Origin of the sequence: Bacillus sp. FSL E2-8887, from assembly GCF_038007205.1 — a bacterium.
GTDB lineage: Bacteria > Bacillota > Bacilli > Bacillales > Bacillaceae_G > Bacillus_A > Bacillus_A mycoides.
Window position 1 is genome coordinate 3,401,628 of sequence record NZ_JBBOWS010000001.1, and the last position, 17,419, is coordinate 3,419,046.

The 17,419-nt window shown below is 36.5% G+C and carries 16 protein-coding genes and 1 riboswitch; all 16 genes read right to left on the reverse strand.

The annotated features are described in order from the left end of the window. Positions 1-77 precede the first annotated feature (77 nt). The 16 genes from NSQ08_RS17220 to tepA all read right to left on the reverse strand — a co-directional run bounded on the left by NSQ08_RS17220 (position 78) and on the right by tepA (position 17,396). Complete coding sequence (locus tag NSQ08_RS17220; protein WP_340777270.1) at positions 78-1,316, reverse strand: competence/damage-inducible protein A; 1,239 nt, start codon at positions 1,314-1,316, stop codon at positions 78-80. Between the two features lie 20 nt (positions 1,317-1,336). Further along, positions 1,337-1,915 (reverse strand): CDP-diacylglycerol--glycerol-3-phosphate 3-phosphatidyltransferase, encoded by a 579-nt coding sequence (gene pgsA / locus NSQ08_RS17225; protein WP_002014596.1) that lies wholly within the window; start codon positions 1,913-1,915, stop codon positions 1,337-1,339. Between the two features lie 63 nt (positions 1,916-1,978). Next, positions 1,979-2,890, reverse strand: coding sequence for a helix-turn-helix domain-containing protein (locus NSQ08_RS17230; RefSeq protein ID WP_002142844.1), 912 nt, complete (start codon positions 2,888-2,890; stop codon positions 1,979-1,981). Between the two features lie 21 nt (positions 2,891-2,911). Next, positions 2,912-3,697, reverse strand: coding sequence for a DUF3388 domain-containing protein (locus NSQ08_RS17235; RefSeq protein ID WP_000574107.1), 786 nt, complete (start codon positions 3,695-3,697; stop codon positions 2,912-2,914). Between the two features lie 139 nt (positions 3,698-3,836). Beyond that, positions 3,837-4,085: a DUF3243 domain-containing protein gene (locus NSQ08_RS17240; protein ID WP_000114449.1), complete on the reverse strand. Its 249-nt coding sequence runs from the start codon at positions 4,083-4,085 to the stop codon at positions 3,837-3,839. A 76-nt stretch (positions 4,086-4,161) separates the two neighbouring features. Next, positions 4,162-4,875 (reverse strand): elongation factor P 5-aminopentanone reductase, encoded by a 714-nt coding sequence (gene ymfI / locus NSQ08_RS17245; RefSeq protein WP_002014593.1) that lies wholly within the window; start codon positions 4,873-4,875, stop codon positions 4,162-4,164. A gap of 117 nt (positions 4,876-4,992) precedes the next feature. After that, the gene (yfmH, locus tag NSQ08_RS17250) at positions 4,993-6,279 is read right to left on the reverse strand and encodes an EF-P 5-aminopentanol modification-associated protein YfmH (RefSeq protein ID WP_002014592.1); all 1,287 of its coding nucleotides are present in this window, start codon (positions 6,277-6,279) and stop codon (positions 4,993-4,995) included. Further along, positions 6,280-7,554, reverse strand: coding sequence for an EF-P 5-aminopentanol modification-associated protein YfmF (yfmF, locus tag NSQ08_RS17255; RefSeq protein WP_002033691.1), 1,275 nt, complete (start codon positions 7,552-7,554; stop codon positions 6,280-6,282). 210 nt (positions 7,555-7,764) lie between these two features. Further along, positions 7,765-8,724 (reverse strand): ABC transporter permease, encoded by a 960-nt coding sequence (locus tag NSQ08_RS17260; RefSeq protein WP_002066758.1) that lies wholly within the window; start codon positions 8,722-8,724, stop codon positions 7,765-7,767. Continuing rightward, positions 8,725-9,783, reverse strand: a complete 1,059-nt coding sequence (locus NSQ08_RS17265) for an ABC transporter permease (protein WP_002088061.1) — start codon at positions 9,781-9,783, stop codon at positions 8,725-8,727. Then, positions 9,776-11,308: an ABC transporter ATP-binding protein gene (locus NSQ08_RS17270; protein WP_002128712.1), complete on the reverse strand. Its 1,533-nt coding sequence runs from the start codon at positions 11,306-11,308 to the stop codon at positions 9,776-9,778. The genes NSQ08_RS17265 and NSQ08_RS17270 overlap by 8 nt, the downstream gene beginning before the upstream one ends. Positions 11,309-11,416: 108 nt before the next feature. Continuing rightward, positions 11,417-12,493, reverse strand: coding sequence for a BMP family lipoprotein (locus NSQ08_RS17275; protein ID WP_044442918.1), 1,077 nt, complete (start codon positions 12,491-12,493; stop codon positions 11,417-11,419). A 90-nt stretch (positions 12,494-12,583) separates the two neighbouring features. Continuing rightward, positions 12,584-13,309: a GntR family transcriptional regulator gene (locus NSQ08_RS17280; RefSeq protein ID WP_002088063.1), complete on the reverse strand. Its 726-nt coding sequence runs from the start codon at positions 13,307-13,309 to the stop codon at positions 12,584-12,586. Positions 13,310-13,542: 233 nt separating this feature from the next. Next, a riboswitch (purine riboswitch) is annotated at positions 13,543-13,644 on the reverse strand. A gap of 203 nt (positions 13,645-13,847) precedes the next feature. Next, positions 13,848-16,232: a DNA translocase FtsK gene (locus NSQ08_RS17285; protein WP_002014584.1), complete on the reverse strand. Its 2,385-nt coding sequence runs from the start codon at positions 16,230-16,232 to the stop codon at positions 13,848-13,850. A 214-nt stretch (positions 16,233-16,446) separates the two neighbouring features. Beyond that, entirely contained in the window at positions 16,447-16,650 is a 204-nt protein-coding gene (locus tag NSQ08_RS17290; protein WP_002088064.1) for a YlzJ-like family protein, read from the reverse strand. Then, positions 16,647-17,396, reverse strand: a complete 750-nt coding sequence (tepA, locus tag NSQ08_RS17295; RefSeq protein WP_002014582.1) for a translocation-enhancing protein TepA — start codon at positions 17,394-17,396, stop codon at positions 16,647-16,649. The genes NSQ08_RS17290 and tepA overlap by 4 nt, the downstream gene beginning before the upstream one ends. Positions 17,397-17,419: the final 23 nt, after the last annotated feature.

The window sequence follows — 17,419 nt, forward strand, 5'->3', positions numbered from 1 at the left end:
AAATCGAACATTTATTCGATTTTTTTATTTTATATCGAATAAAACTAGGTTTTCCAACAAAAAAAACTAGAAGAAATTTATATCTCTTCTAGCTTTTTAAATAAATGATAAAATCCATATTTTGTAGAGCGTTCTCTAATTTGTTGACGACTTCCACTTAAATTAAGCGAGAAGACTACAGCTGGTTCATCTTTAATCACCAATCCAATAAATACTGTTCCTGGTTCTTTATGCTCTGAAGCATCCGGCCCTGCCACCCCAGTGAAACTAATTCCGATATCTGCTTTTAACAGTTTCTTTACATTTTCAGCAAGATAGCGAGCACACTGTTTACTAACCGCGCCATCAGTACGTAACACTTCTTCAGGTACATGTAAAATTTGTTGCTTCACATCATTTTGATAACAAATGACACCGCCTTTAAATACAGACGAAACACCAGCATTTTCTGTTACTTGATTTCCAAAAAGACCACCTGTTAAACTTTCTGCACACGCTAAAGTTAACCCTTTTTCCTTCAATAGCCTTATTGCCTTGTAATGAAGGAAATCTTGGTCATATCCGTAGAAAAATTCTCCTACTCTTTCTAAAATCAAATCTTCCACATGCTGAATCAGTTTCTCCGCCTCATCAGCATCATGATGTTTGGCAGTTAAACGTAATGTCACTTCTCCATCATTTGCAAGTGGTGCAATGGTTGGGTTCGTTTGTCCATCAATTAAATCTTGAACTTTCACCTCTAATTGAGATTCCCCAATACCAAAAAAACGAAGAACACGAGAATAAATATTTTCCCCCGTTGTAAACTTACATAAAAAAGGCTCTACGTAACTTATATACATCGGCTTCATTTCTTTTGGTGGTCCTGGTAATAAAATATAAACTTTTCCATTCGTATTTAATCCCATACCAGGCGCCATACCGTGATCATTCGCAAATACAGTCGATCCATTTAAAACGAGCGCCTGCTTTTTATTATTCTCCGTAAATTCACGGCCTGTACGCTTAAAATAATCGCTTATCGATATTAATGCCTTTTCATCATACACAAGCTCTTCATCTAAACTAGACGCTATTGTTTCTTTCGTTAAATCATCTTTTGTCGGTCCTAATCCACCTGTAAAAATGAGCATATCAGCTCGTTCTTCAGCCAATTCAATTGCCTTCTGTAATCGCTTGTTATTATCCCCAACAACAGTATGGTAGTACACGTTAATTCCGATTGAAGCTAACTTTTCAGATAAAAACTGGGCATTTGTATTTGCAATTTGTCCAAGTAATAATTCCGTTCCAACCGCAATAATTTCAGCATTCATCCCAATTCCCCCATAAACTTCTATTTTGAGTTTACAAAAGCATCTTTATTTTTCCAGAAATAATCCCATCCTGAAATAACGGTAAAGAATAATGCAATCCATATGAAAATATCTGCAACTGGAATATGAAGTAGATTTAACGGTACATCATGTAATAAGTATGCTGCAATTGCAATAATTTGTGTCCATGTCTTAATTTTCCCTAGCTGATTTGCTGCAACTACTTCCCCTGTCCCAGCAAGTACAAGGCGTAAACCTGTTACTGCAAACTCACGGCTTATAATTACAATAACGATCCAAGCAGGTACATATTGCATTTCTACCAATGTGATAAGTGCTGCCGAAACAAGTAATTTATCTGCTAACGGGTCAAGGAATTTCCCTAAATTCGTTACAAGATTATACTTTCTTGCATAATGTCCATCAATCCAATCTGTAGCCGAAGCAATAATAAAGATAAGTGCCCCTACTAAATGTTGAATTGGTAACTCTACATCACCAATTATAAATGAGCCCCACTCAAAGGGCGCTAACATAATTACCATAAAAATTGGAATTAAGAAGATTCTAGATATTGTAATTTTATTTGGTAAATTCACAGCTATTCCTCCATCATGTCAAAAACATTTGTTCATTGAAAAAAGTCATCGAAGCGATGACTGTTATTGCGCAGCTTGCCCTATCCCTTGGTTTTTTATCACCAATCTTTGGTGATATTCTTTTGCTGGATCTAATGGGAAAGTAACCACTTGGCCATTCAGTTTAATTTCAACATTCGGTGCACTTCCAATATTAAGCCGCACTTCTTTTACTGTTGATAAATCACGTTTTTCTGTTTGACCACTTTGTACTGTAGTGTTTAGAATTTCGTTACCCGCATCATCTTTAACATCTACATAGCTTGCACCCTTCGCTGAAATTTCCAGTTCTAATGTTTTATTATTATGAATTTCCAAAGTAGATACCTTACCACTCGTTCCAACTACCTTCACTTCTTGTTGTCCAGTTGGTTGCGCTGGTTGCTCTTCTTTCTTTGGTTCTTCTTTCTTTGGTTCTTCTTTTTTTGGTTCTTCCGCTTTCGCTTCATCTTTCTTCGTATCTAACGGAGAATTTTTTGCTTTTTGAACCTCAATTTTCTCACTTTGAGCATTTTGAACTTGCCTATCATCTTTTCCAGTTAACGCTTGAATAACAAACCAGACTACCACTCCAAATGCGATTACTAACAACGCAATCAAAATTTTGGGCATATGATCCGCAATTGGCCATGATGAAGATTTTTGCATTGTTTCTTGTGTTTTTTGTCCAGTTGATACTTGTGGAACTTCACGTTTTTCAGACTGTGGTATCGTACTCTGATATTCCACAAGCAGTTCCTCTCCATTTAATCCAACAGCATCTGCATATTGTTTAATGAATGCACGCGCATAAAAAGCTCCTGGCAACACATCATAATTGCCTTCTTCAATCGCTACTAAATGGCGTTTTTGAATTTTTGTAATCTCATGCAGCTGATCAATAGATAAGCCTTTCGCTTCTCTTGCTTCTGTCAGCTTTTGTCCTAATTCCGTCACTACTAACACCTCAATATTTCTTTAAAAGTCGAACATAGAGAAATTGTTTTGCGTACCTTGCTCAATTTCATCTACTAAATTATATTGAATTTCTTCATCATAATCGTTACGCAATTCGATAATATAATCAAAATCATCCAATGTGTATTCTGACTGACTCACAAACACATCCGGATGTTCCACAACTTTCGTTGCAGGCAATCTCATGATTTCACGAACGAGCTGCCAGTGTCTTTCATTTGCACGCTTTGTCGACACAATTCCATCTAGTATGAAAATATTATCGTCGCTATACTCATCTTCAATCAATTGGCTACGAACAGTTTGCTTAATGAGAGTAGATGATACGAATAACCATCTCTTATTTGCACAAACACTTGCGGCAACAATAGATTCTGTTTTTCCGACACGAGGCATTCCTCGTATCCCAATTAATTTATGACCTTCTTTTTTCATTATCTCCGCCATAAAGTCTACAAGCAATCCTAATTCATCACGCACAAATCGAAATGTTTTCTTATCATCTGCATCTCGTTGTATGTACCTACCATGTCTAACTGCTAGCTTATCTCTAAGCTTTGGCGGACGATATTTCGTTACCGTTATATTATCCATCGTATTTAAAATTGATTCAAGTCTAGAGATTTGCTCTTGATTATCACACATAAGCAAAAGTCCACGTCGTGCATTATCTACACCATTAATTGTGACAATATTGATGCCAAGCATACCGATTAACGAAGAAACGTCACCAAGTAAGCCAGGTCGGTTTTTATGTATTTCATATTCAAAATACCATTCAATCATCCAAGATCACTCCCCTACGCTTACTTTACACCTACGTACTATATTATATGATTTCACCTTAATAGGGAAGCTAAATGTATAATCTATTCCTCCTAATTACTATACAAAAAAAGTAGAGAGGAGAAGCTCCTCTCTACTTTTACTTATGTTGTACAAACTTCACCATTAAATTTGCAATTGTATGTTGCTCTTGTTCATCAGCAACTTTCCAAAGCTCAGACAATAATTTTTCTTGATCGTTGCGCGCTTCTACTTCATTTGCTAAATAATCACCAACACGAAATGCCATATCTGATACGGCACCACCATCAAGCCCTTTTCCCCCCGCTTGTTCTAAACGTTCTCCTAAAAAGCTCTTCCACTGATCAAAATTATCTAACACTGACATGTTTAAGCACCTCACTATTTTAGTAATAGAATCATGCTTAATTTGTACAATTTCTTGTTTTTTATGTAAGAATTTTTTAGCAATGCCAACCGCCATTCACTCCGATAATTTGCCCCGTAATATAAGAAGCTCCTGGCGAAACGAGGAATGATACTGTTTTTGCTACCTCTTCGGGTAGTCCTATTCTACCTAATGGAATATCTTCAGCAATTTCATTTTTATCATCTTCTGAAAATACATTTAACATTTCTGTTTCGATCGCACCTGGCGCTACCGCATTAACGCGCAATCCACTTAGAGAAACTTCTTTCGCTAAAGCCTTCACATATGAATTTTGTGCACCTTTCACCATTGAGTACAGCACCTCACAAGACGCTCCTATTTGCCCCCAAATGGATGAAATAACAACAACATTACCACTTCTCCGCCCGATCATCGGTGGAAGCGCCATCGATAAAAGTCTATATACACTCTTCACTTGAAGCTCCACCATATAATCTAATTCTTCGTTCGTAACATCCGTTACTAATCCAAATATACTCTTTCCAGCTGCGTATACAATAACATCAATAGGATGTTCGATTTGTCCCCACAATTTCTCTGCTCCATCGATAGAAGCTAAATTTGCTTGCACAGGAATCACTGCATCAAACTCCTTTTGTAACCCCCTTATCTTCTCTTCGCTTTTATTGTAATGAATATAGACTGTATAACCATCCTCGATTAACTGCTTCGAAATAGCAGAGCCAATCCCTCCGCTTCCTCCAGTTACTAATGCATACTTTTTCATAAATTCCCTCTCTTATCTTTTTATGTATAAATAAATAATACCCTCATCTTACCATTTGGCAATAACCAAACGTTAGATGAGGGATATAGATACTGCGTTTTTTATTCACATATTACTTCATTTTTTTGGTAACACTTGGCAGACACTCATTTTCTCTTCAATTAATAATGTTTTTGCTGCTTGTTGTAGGTCTTGAACAGTTAATCCTTCTAACACTGTAAGAGCATCAAATAAACTAGATTCATTAAACGCATATCGTGTAAACTGATTTGCAATATATTCAGGTGAATTCAACGATCGTAAAAATCCGCCAATTTTCTTTTTCTTCACCCGTTCCAGCGCAGTCTCATCTAACTGATCATAATTCGTTTGTAGTAAAATACCTTTTAATCGCTCTGCCAATTCATCAGGGTGCTTCGTATCTCCACCAACCATTGCAAAACCGAAGTTATTTTCTTCTGTATAGTCATACGAGAACGAATCATCAATAAGACCTTCATTATATAAAGATTCGTAATGAACTGACCCTTTTCCAAATAAATAATCTAAAAGTAATGTAAGTGCAATTTCTTGTTTTAACAGAGCTTGCCCTTTTTCTTTTAAATTCGTTGCCTTAATACCAACTAAACATTTTGGAGTTTGAACAGGCATTGAAATAATCTTTTTCTTTTCATTTACTTCTTCTGGTTCCTCTTCAAAAGAGCGAACGATTTCTGGTTGATTTTCGTAATCTTTTTTCGCTTGATTTTCACGAACTAAATCCATTGTTTTTTCAGGATCAATCGCTCCAACAACAAATAATAACATGTTGCTCGGATGGTAAAAAGTCTCATAACATTCATACAGTAGGTCTTTTGTAATTTTACTAATAGACTCAATCGTCCCTGCAATATCAATTTTAATTGGATGTTTCACAAACAAACTATCGATTAACCCAAAGTATAAACGCCAGTCTGGGTTATCTTGGTACATTTGAATTTCTTGACCGATAATACCTTTTTCTTTTTCAACCGTTTTTTCAGAGAAATACGGTTCTTGTACAAAGTCTAACAACGTATTTAAATTTCTCTCTACATTTGATGTACAGGAAAAGAGATAAGCGGTTCTTGTAAAAGATGTAAAAGCGTTCGCTGAAGCACCTTGTTTACTAAACAATTGAAACGCGTCATGGTCCTCTTTTTCAAACAATTTATGCTCAAGGAAATGAGCAATTCCATCTGGTACACGAGTCATGTCTTCTTTTCCAAGCGGTACAAATGTATTATCAACAGAACCGTACTTCGTCGTAAATGTTGCAAATGTTTTGTTGAAGCCTTGTTTCGGTAAGATATATACGTCTAATCCATTCGGAAGTTTTTCATAATATAGCGTCTCTTTTAATTGCTCATACACAATTTTCTCCATTTATTCTCCCTCCGTTCCATGTAAAAAGTAAATTGTATCTAGTTCAATATTATTAGCAACTTTCACAATCTCTTCTTTCGTCACGCTTTCTATGCCCGTTAGCCATTCTTCAACTGGACGCGTACGCTCTGAAATCACCCCGTGATAAAGCATTTCAACAAAACCACGTGGTGTATCAATTGCCTCTAAGATTTGATTTTGAATTACACTTTTCGTTTGCTGAATCTCTTCCTCTGAAAAATCACCGCTTTGCATTGCTTTCATCTGTTCTTTAATAATTTCAACAGCTTTTTCAAAGTTCTTCGCTTCAATTCCAGACATAACGAAGAGCAAACCTTTATGACTTTCAAATCTCGATGCTGCATAGTACGCTAAACTATTTTTTTCACGGACATTTACGAATAACTTCGAATGAGAAAACCCTCCAAATAATCCGTTAAACAATTGTAATGCAAAATAATCTTCATCTTTATACGTAATGAATGTGCGATAGCCGATATTTAATTTACTTTGCTTTAGTTCTTGTTTTTCAACAATTTCTTTTTCTTCATTATTTCGTTTATGAAGAAGTACATTTCTCTCTTTCATAGCGCGAGGTGAGATCGAAAAATACTTATTTACAAGCTCCACAGCATCTTCCGAAATATCACCAATGATATATAAATCCATTTCATCTTCAGCTAACACTTTTTGATAATATTGATACAAACTTTCATTTGTAATAGAAGCAACACTTTCTTTTTTTCCATTTGCACTTAAGCGATATGGTTCTACTTTGCACATTTCTGCAATTAAACGCTCATTTGCATAACGCATTTTATCATCATAAGTAGCTTCAATTCGTTGCAAGAGTGCTCGTTTCTCACTTTCTACAATAGAAGATAGAAAACCGTCCCCTTCTGTTGCTGGATGTAAAACAATATCAGATAACATAGAAAGCGCTTTTTCAAATAACGGTGGTGCATCGCGTAAATATGTTTCATTTGCAATGTCTACATAAATAGAGATGATATGGTCTTCCCCTTTTTTACTTACATCTACCGCTAAAGAAGATCCATATAATTCTTCTAAATATTGACGAAGACGAATTACAGAAGGCAGTTTTTCTGTCGCACTTTGCAATACGTACGGCAATAGGGCACGCTCTGTCACCGTCTCCTCATTTAAAGGTGCTTTAAAACGAAATACAAAGGTATTTGTTTTAAATTTATCAGTCGGAATAATATGTACTCGCAAGCCACCTAATTCATGCAGTTGCTGTTCCATTAGTTTCATTAATAGCCCTCCTTTACGTATGTAGGAATATTCCTCTTCAATATACAGTTTTTAGAAATAAAAAATCAACTTTTCTTCCTTATTATGCTTACATTTGAGTCTTTCTAAAAACTTTAATATGTAAGGAACATAGTAAAATTCCGTATTAAATATATTCTATGTAAAAAAGCCCGCACTAATGTGCGAGCTTTTTTTATACTTTCTAAATACTCATCGTTTTCCTTTTTCATAAGGCGTTCCTAATGCTTTCGGAGCTTCAGATCGGCCTACAAAACCAACAAGTGCTAATATTGTAAATACATACGGTAATATCGTTAAGAATACACTTGGAATTTCTTTTAATATAGGAATTGTACCACCTGTTATCCCAAGTGATTGAGCAAATCCGAAGAACAGCGCTGCTCCAAGAGCACCAAGTGGATTCCATTTACCAAAGATCATAGCTGCTAGTGCTAAGAAACCTTGTCCAGTAATTGTAGCACCTGAGAAGTTACCAGAAATCGACATTGCGAAGACCGCACCACCCACTCCTGCAAACATTCCAGATATACAAACTGCAATATAACGCATTTTATATACATTAATCCCCATCGTATCTGCTGCCATTGGATGTTCACCAACAGCACGTAGACGAAGACCGAACGGTGTTTTATAAATAATGTACCAAACAACAAATGCTAAAATAATGGCAATATACGATGTTAACGGTACATTTGAGAAAAAGATTTTCCCGATTACCGGAATATCCGAAAGTCCTGGAACATCGATTTTTTCAATTCGGTATTGAATAAAATCAGTCTGTCCTTTACCAAAGATTTTCTTAATCGCAAATACTGTTAAACCGAGAGCCAAAAAGTTAATCGCTACCCCGCTTACTACTTGATCCGCGCGGAATGTAATGGACGCTACTGCGTGAAGAAGTGCAAATAACCCACTACCAATAGCTGCAAATAATAGTGCAATCCAAGGAGTCATTGCTCCCCACGTATCACCCATTAATAACGTTGTAACGATACCAGTAAATGCACCAAATAACATTAAACCTTCTAAGGCTATATTTACAACCCCAGAACGTTCACTGAACACTCCACCTAACGCCGTAAAAATAAGTGGCGCTGCCGTATATAACGTACCAGTCACAAGAATGGCTAAAATATCTATAAAGCTCATTTATTTCCCCTCCTTGCTCATGCGTGTAAGTGCCCAGCGTAAAACATAACTGCAAGCAACAAAGAAAATAATACATGCGATAATAACATTAATTAACTCAGAAGGTACATCTGCTTCAAAATTCATTTGCGGGGCTGCACTTTTCAAACCACCGAACAGTAAAGCCGATAATAATATACCAAACGGATTATTTCCTCCAAGAAGAGCTACCGCAATCCCATCGAATCCAATACCAGTAAACGATGTCATTGCCGTCATACTTTGGAATGTTCCTAGACCTTCCATTGCCCCACCAATTCCAGCAAAAGCGCCAGCAATTGTCATTGATAATACAACATTACGAGAGACTTTCATCCCTGCATATTGCGATGCATTTTGGTTAAAACCAACCGATTTCAACTCATATCCTAACGTAGTTCTATCTAATACGAACCACATTACAATAGCAATTAAAATAGCTACAACAATTCCCCAGTGCAAACGAGATCCATCTGTCAATGAAGATAGCCAATCAGAAGCTAATGAAGCACTCGCTTGTACATCATAAGATTTCTCATTACCTTCATGTATAAAACGTTTAATAAGATCATACGTAACATAAAGTGCAATGTAGTTCATCATAATTGTGACAATTACTTCATTTACTTTAAGCTTTCCTTTCAAATATCCGGGTATAAATCCCCATAAACCACCGGCAATCGCGGCTACTAAAATAGATAACGGAATATGCAAAAATGCTGGTAACGATACTGCATATCCAAACCAGACAGCGGCAAGCCATCCAACTAATAATTGTCCTTCTACCCCAATGTTAAAGAGACCTGTACGAAACGCAAATGCAACAGACAGACCAGCTAACACGAGTGGAATCATCGTACGTAGCGTCTCACCGATAGCCTGCGGATTTCCAACCATTCCTTCCCAAAGCGCTGCATACCCAACAATTGGATCATATCCACTAACTAACATTACAATGGCACCAACAAGTAAACCAAAAATAACGGATAATACAGGAACTAAAATGTTAATTGTTCGCTCCGTTAAAAATTTTTTAGCCATTTGTATTCACCTTCTCTTTCTCCGTTCCGCCAGCCATCAACAAACCAAGCTGTTGTTCATTTGTTTCTTTCGCATCGACAATTGCTACAATTTTACCTTCATATATAACAGCAACTCGATCACTTACATTTAAAATTTCATCCAGTTCTAGCGATAGAAGTAATACTGCTTTCCCATTATCTCTCTGCTCGATTAATTTTTTATGAATAAATTCAATCGCACCTACATCTAAACCACGTGTTGGCTGTGCTGCAATTAATAAATCTGGATTACGATCTACTTCACGTGCAATGATAGCTTTCTGCTGATTTCCACCTGATAGAGCACGCGCTAATGTTTGTTCGCTAGGCGTACGTACATCAAACTGTTCAATAAGCGCCTTTGCTTTCTCTGTGATTTTGCTAAAATTTAAAATCCCCTTCTTTGAAAATGGATTTTTATAGTATGTTTGCAAAACTATATTGTCTTTAACAGAAAAATCAAGAACTAGCCCGTGTTTATGACGGTCTTCTGGAATATGACCAATTCCTTCTTCTGTAATTCTTCGAACAGGCCAATTCGTTATTTCTTTTCCTTTAATTGCAATAGAACCTGACTCAACTTTTCGTAAACCAGTAATCGCCTCTATTAATTCACTTTGACCATTTCCATCAATCCCTGCAATACCAACGATTTCTCCTGCACGAACAGTTAAGTCAAGGCCTTTTACAGCAGGTAATTGGCGTGCATCATGAACGACAAGATTCGCAACAGACAGAACCTCCTCTTTCGGTTTGGCCCCTATTTTTTCTGTTTTAAAATTCACTTGACGTCCGACCATTAATTCTGCAAGTTTATGTTCATCCATTTTCGCAACGTCAACTGTACCAATTCCTTTACCTTTACGAATAATTGTGCAACGATCGCAAACTTCCATAATTTCTTTTAATTTATGTGTAATAAGAATGATAGATTTTCCTTCTTGCACAAGCTTTTTCATAATTTGAATCAACTCATGAATTTCTTGAGGAGTTAACACTGCAGTCGGTTCATCGAATATTAAAATCTCCGCACCACGATAAAGCGTCTTTAATATTTCAACCCTTTGCTGCATCCCAACCGAAATATCTTCAATCTTTGCATTTGGATCAACAGCTAAACCGTACTGTTCAGATAATTGTTTAATTTCTTTTGCAGCCTCTTCAACAGCTATTTTCCCTTTTCTCTTCGGCTCATTTCCAAGAATGATATTCTCTGTAACTGTAAAATTATGAACAAGCATAAAGTGCTGATGGACCATCCCAATTCCAAGGTCATTTGCTATATTCGGATTTGTAATTTTTACAGGGGTTCCTTTAATTTTAATTTCGCCCTGTTCTGGTTGATACAAACCGAACAGTACATTCATCAACGTTGATTTCCCTGCACCATTTTCTCCAAGTAAAGCGTGTATCTCTCCCTGTTTTACTTGCAGCGTAATATCGTCATTCGCTACAATACCTGGGAATACTTTTGTAATATTGTTCATCTCAATTACGTATTCCATTTTGTTCCTCCTTCTAGCAGGGAACACTCCCCAATTACACTCTATTAAAAGTATTTTTATATATACAAAGGTTAGTTCTAAGAACTAACCTTTGCTATTTCTCTATCATTATTTCTTTAGAGAAGCTTCATATGCTTTATATTCTTCGTCAGTTGCAGGTACTTTAATTTCACCAGCAGTGATTTTCTTCTCAAACTCTTCTATTTTTGTTAAAATTTCTGGGTTTACTTTTTTCACATTATCAGTTGTTTTCGCGATACCAACGCCATCATCTTTTAAGCCGAACTCTTCTACTTTACCGCCTTTTAACTTACCATCTTTCGCTTCTTGCGCTACTTTTGCTACTGCAACATCAACACGTTTTACCATTGAAGTTAAAGTTACGTTTTCAGGCATGCCTTCTTGATTTTGGTCACGGTCAACACCGATTACCCAAACATTTTCACCTTTTTTCTTACGGTTTTTCGCTTCTGTGAATACACCGTTACCAGTTGCACCTGAAGCATGGTAAATTACGTCAACGCCTTGACCATACATTGCTGAAGCTAATACAGATCCTTTTTCTGGCTTATCAAATGCATCAGCATATTGTGATACAATTTCGATATTTGGATTTACTGCTTTTGCACCAGCTTTAAAACCTGATTCGAATTTTGTAATTAATGGACTCTTCACACCACCAACAAAACCAACTTTATTTGATTTTGTTGTCATCGCTGCTACAGCTCCAACTAGGAATGAACCTTCATGGTCTTTAAATGTAATACTTGTTACGTTTGGCTTCTTTACAACAGTATCTACAATCGCAAATTGCTCTTTTGGATACTGTTCAGCCACCTTTTCAATTGATTTTTCCATTAAGTATCCAATACCAAATGTTGTGTTATAATTATCTTTCGCAAATTTCGTTAAATTTGGAATGTAATCAGCATCTTTACTTGATTGAAGGTAACGATATCCTTCATTTTTCTTTAAATCGTTGTCTTTACCGAATTTTGTTAAACCTTCCCAAGCTGATTGGTTAAATGATTTGTCATCAACGCCCCCAACATCTGTAACCATACCAACCTTAAACTCTTTATCCCCTTTTTTGTCACTATCCGCTTTATCCGAGTTACCACATGCACCTAACACTGTACTTGCTGCTAACGTTAACGATAATAAAAGACCTGTTTTTTTCTTCATACTAGAAACCCCTCCTGAAATGTTTTGTCTAATGATTCATACGCTGCTGTCCCTTACTTCTTGCTGTCACCTCCCTAAAAAGGAACTTCCCTACATACGTTTTCTTAATACGTGGAAGCTAAACTTATCAGCTCTAAAGTAATTAATAGAATATAAGATTGGCTCATCATTTTGATCATAGTGCATTTGTTTTAAAACTAGCAGTGCCGTTTCAGGTTCACATTCTAAAATCGGTGAAATTTTCGGGTGATAACCAATCGGTTCAATGTGCGCAACTGCGTATGTGATACGCTTGTGCGTATTATTATGTATTACTGTAAGCAGCGATTCCTCATTGTATCCCGATAAATCTGGTAATATCTCTTTTGCCAGTTTATCAATGCAATATACAACTGGTTCCCCATCCGCTGTACGAACACGTTCAATCATTACTGCGCTAAAAGCATCTTCACAATTAAATTTCTCTTTTTCTTCTTCTGTTAAAGTTGTTGTAGATGATGATAAAAAGATTGTTCCTGGTGTTTTCCCCACACTAGAAATCATATCTGTAATACTAGAAAGTTGCTCTATTCCGGAAGAAAATAACGGCTTCGCATTTACAAATGTCCCTACACCATGTCTACGAATAACAACATTTTCTTCTTCTAAAATACGTAGTGCTTCCCTTAAAGTTGCCCTACTTACACCAAGTTCTTTCGCTAGATCAAACTCTGAAGGTAACTTTTGTTTTTCTTTGTAAGCCCCATCTTTAATTTTTCCTTTGATGTGATCAATCACCCGCAAATATAGGTGACGACTATCGGATTTTACTGACATAAGACTCCCCCGCATTTCAATTATTCGACCTCTGATGTAAGACTTCTTTTCTCTTTTTTCAACTTACAACATAGTATAAATTACTAAATACTAAAAATAAGCGTAATTATCGAATAAATATTAATAATTTTTCAAGATGAAATTTTCACACTTTATTCCATAAAAAAAACTTTGTACCATAAACATTTCTCATATAGAGAAAAAGTTCGGCACAAAGATTCCTTACATCCTTTGTTACACACTTTTCCCCTCATAGTCTAGCAATTCATGGTTGCCAGGTAGAAACTTATGGACCTTATCTCCAAGATTATATGAGGCAGTGATTCTTTTCGAAGTAATCTTACCACTTGCTCCCATATGTGTCAACAGATTTCAACATTTTTCTACATTAAATATCGAACGTTTTGAAAACCAAAACGATAAGCATTCGTATTCTAAAGGACCCTTAAAAATGTAAGCCCTTTCTTAGTCGATGACTATAGTATATAACAAAAACAGCATATAAAAAAGCCTAATTGTAAAAACAATTAGGCTTTTTTTAAGAACTTTTTTCTTGCACATCTTTAATGAGTACTCCCCTTGGTTTACTACCTTCATAAGGACCTACTACACCATTCATTTCCATGGCATCAATTAAACGAGCTGCTCGCGTATATCCTACTCTAAATCTACGTTGTAACATAGAAACAGATGCTGTTTGCATTTCTACTACAAGCTGAACAGCTTCATCGTATAATTCATCTTCTACTTCCTGCTTTGTTTCAGGAACATCTTGTGGAATCATATCCTCTTGATATTGCGCTTTTTGCTGCGCAATAACAGATTCTACGACTCTCTCAACTTCATCATCTGATAAAAATGCCCCTTGTACACGAACAGGTTTCGATGCACCAATTGGTATGAATAACATATCTCCACGACCTAGCAACTTTTCTGCACCACCACCGTCAAGAATCGTTCGAGAATCTATTTGGGAAGATACAGCAAATGCAATACGCGATGGAATATTCGCTTTAATAACACCTGTGATAACATCAACTGACGGGCGCTGAGTCGCAATAATTAAATGAATACCAGCAGCACGTGCCATTTGCGCTAAACGCATAATCGCATCTTCTACATCCGAAGAAGCAACCATCATTAAATCAGCTAACTCGTCCACAATTACTACAATATATGGTAATTCAGGTTGTTTCGCTTCCGATTGGCTATTATGTTCTTTAATATAATCATTATATCCTTCAATGTTACGCGTACCGCTATGCGCGAATAATTCATAACGACGCTCCATTTCACTCACAACTTTCTTCAAAGCCTGTGATGCTTTTTTCGGATCAGTTACGACTGGTGTTAATAAGTGCGGAACACCGTTATATACATTTAACTCTACCATTTTCGGATCAATCATCATTAATTTTACTTCATGCGGTTTTGCACGCATTAAAATACTTACAATAATTCCATTAATACATACACTCTTTCCACTACCAGTCGCACCAGCTACTAATAAATGGGGCATTTTATTTAAACGTGCCAATACAGCCTCTCCTGTAACATCACGTCCAAGACCGATTAATAACTTCTCTTCTGGGTGGTTATTCGCCTTTGAATCAAGAACTTCTCTCAGCGTTACCATAGAAACTTCTGAATTCGGAACCTCAATCCCTACAGCTGATTTCCCGGGAATAGGTGCTTCAATACGAATGTCTTTCGCTGCTAAAGCAAGCGCTAAATCATCACTTAAACTAACAATTTTACTTACCTTTACTCCCATATCAGGATACACTTCATATTTCGTAACTGCAGGACCTCTATGTACTTTTGTTACTTTCGCTTTCACACCAAAACTTTGGAATGTACGTTCCAATTTACGAGCATTTTCATAAATTTCCGCATTTTCATTTGTAACTTGCTTATTTTGGGGAAACTTTAATATATCAAGCGAAGGAAGCTTATAATCTTTATTTTCCACATTAGAAAATTGCATAGGAGGTGCTTTCGTTTCACCTTCTAGCGATTCAACGATTTTTTCTCCTCGTTTCTTGTGAGGTTGTTCTTCTGGCGCAGGCGGAACTGCCTCTTCAATAAACGGAGGAGTGATTAAATCATTTTCTTCTATCTGCTTTTCCGTCTCTTCACGTACTGGATAATTCTCAGTAAAATTCGAAATAATTGGTGGACCAATTTCTATTTCTTCTACTGGCTCAATAGCTTCTTCTTGTTCAGCAACACGTTCACGCCTCTTGCTTCTTGTTGTTTTTTTCTTTTCAGTTTGCTCGGCGACCCTTTGAGATTTCCAATCTTTATAATCCCCTTGCATTACTTGAAACTGACTTCTAAGAATTCTCCCTACCGGAGCAAGTACTTCTCCAATATGTTTATTTGTTATACAAAGTATTCCAAGAATAACTAAAATAATTCCAATGATATATGCCCCTACTTCGTCAAATAAGAAGTAGCACGTTGCGAACATCAATGCACCGAACATACCACCACCTAAATGAACACTATCCGGGCCCTTTTTCATTTCAAGGAAGAAGTAATCTTTTGTACTAACAATTACAGAAGTATTTTGCACAGCTCCATCTTTCGTAAGCAGGTTAAATAATGTAATATGACTAAACATTAATATTGCTAGTACAATTAAATAAACACCTATTAGCCGTTTATTTAAAAGGTTGGGCCATCCCCGCTTTATTACAAACGCAACAGATAAAGCTATTACACCTAACACACCAATTATGTACCACTCACCAAAGAAGAAGCGAAAAAATAACACAAACGATTTCCCTACAACACCTAGCTGTAAAATCGTAATAATCGAAAGTGCAAAAAGAGTCAACCCGACGATTTCATAATACAAAGTTGGCTTTATCGTACGTCTTGCCTTAGCCTTCGTCCCTCTTTGCTTTTGTTTTGCCATTTCTTCACCTCGTGTTCTAGAAATTAAGTACAACTTTCTTATAAAAAAGATCTACTTACATGTCTTTCTCTCTATTTTTCAGGTCTTTATATCTTCTATTTTTACACTTCTTGTAAAATGTTAAATAAACAGAAGAAAGCAGCCTACTCATGGCTGCTCAACCGTCTTGTTTTTTATATTATACCATAGCTCCTAAACAAAATCCTTCTTTTTGCTAAAAGGTAATTTTCTGTCCAGGCTCAAACTCTAGGTAGTGAGACGGATTCGTACTTAATACACGTACAATAGAGTAACATTGATTATCCTCCTCAGAAACCACTAATTCCACGCCATTTATATTCACAACTTTTTGGCTTTCGCATTGTGAATAATCGGCCGGATACACAAGTTGCTCTGGCATAATTGTATATAAAATCATTGTAGCATTGTCCCTTCTGTACTATTATCCTTGCGTTCATCAATTAATTCGTTTAATTTTCGAAGTGCGCTACCAATACCACCGACACCATCTATAAGACCATACTTCACTGCATCTCCACCTATTACATTCGTCCCAATATCTCGCGTCAAATTCCCTTTTGCAAACATAAGCTCTTTAAAACGATCTTCCGTTACTTTCGAATGCTTTGTCACAAATCGAATGACTCTTTCTTGCATTTTATCCAAATACTCAAATGTTTGTGGCACACCTATAACAAGACCTGTTAAACGAATTGGATGAATTGTCATCGTCGCTGTTTCGGCAATAAATGAATAATCAGTTGAGACCGCAATCGGTACACCGATTGAATGCCCTCCTCCTAACACAAGAGATACAGTTGGTTTTGAAAGCGAAGCCACCATTTCAGAAATCGCTAATCCAGCTTCAACGTCACCCCCAACTGTATTTAATATTAACAGTAAACCTTCAATTTTTGGATTTTGTTCAATCGCGACAATTTGCGGAATGATGTGTTCATATTTTGTTGTTTTATTTTGTGGTGGCAACTGAATATGACCTTCCACCTGCCCAACAATTGTTAAGCAATGAATACGCGATTCATTCATTTGTGGTACATTTGTCTGTCCAAGTTGCTGAATTTTCTCCACTATAGAAGCCTCTTTTGGAACTTCTTTCGGCTCAGCTTCTTTTTCTTCATTTGTATAACGATCACGTTCTGTCATATCGCATCCCCTTTCACTCGTAT

Coding starts and splice junctions, on each gene's coding strand:
- NSQ08_RS17220 (WP_340777270.1), bottom strand. CDS start 1,316: ATGAATGCTGAAATTATTGCGGTTGGAACGGAATTATTACTTGGACAA.
- NSQ08_RS17235 (WP_000574107.1), bottom strand. CDS start 3,697: ATGATTGAATGGTATTTTGAATATGAAATACATAAAAACCGACCTGGC.
- NSQ08_RS17240 (WP_000114449.1), bottom strand. CDS start 4,085: ATGTCAGTGTTAGATAATTTTGATCAGTGGAAGAGCTTTTTAGGAGAA.
- ymfI (WP_002014593.1), bottom strand. CDS start 4,875: ATGAAAAAGTATGCATTAGTAACTGGAGGAAGCGGAGGGATTGGCTCT.
- yfmH (WP_002014592.1), bottom strand. CDS start 6,279: ATGGAGAAAATTGTGTATGAGCAATTAAAAGAGACGCTATATTATGAA.
- yfmF (WP_002033691.1), bottom strand. CDS start 7,554: ATGAAACTAATGGAACAGCAACTGCATGAATTAGGTGGCTTGCGAGTA.
- NSQ08_RS17260 (WP_002066758.1), bottom strand. CDS start 8,724: ATGAGCTTTATAGATATTTTAGCCATTCTTGTGACTGGTACGTTATAT.
- NSQ08_RS17265 (WP_002088061.1), bottom strand. CDS start 9,783: ATGGCTAAAAAATTTTTAACGGAGCGAACAATTAACATTTTAGTTCCT.
- NSQ08_RS17270 (WP_002128712.1), bottom strand. CDS start 11,308: ATGGAATACGTAATTGAGATGAACAATATTACAAAAGTATTCCCAGGT.
- NSQ08_RS17275 (WP_044442918.1), bottom strand. CDS start 12,493: ATGAAGAAAAAAACAGGTCTTTTATTATCGTTAACGTTAGCAGCAAGT.
- NSQ08_RS17280 (WP_002088063.1), bottom strand. CDS start 13,309: ATGTCAGTAAAATCCGATAGTCGTCACCTATATTTGCGGGTGATTGAT.
- NSQ08_RS17285 (WP_002014584.1), bottom strand. CDS start 16,232: ATGGCAAAACAAAAGCAAAGAGGGACGAAGGCTAAGGCAAGACGTACG.
- NSQ08_RS17290 (WP_002088064.1), bottom strand. CDS start 16,650: ATGATTTTATATACAATTATGCCAGAGCAACTTGTGTATCCGGCCGAT.
- tepA (WP_002014582.1), bottom strand. CDS start 17,396: ATGACAGAACGTGATCGTTATACAAATGAAGAAAAAGAAGCTGAGCCG.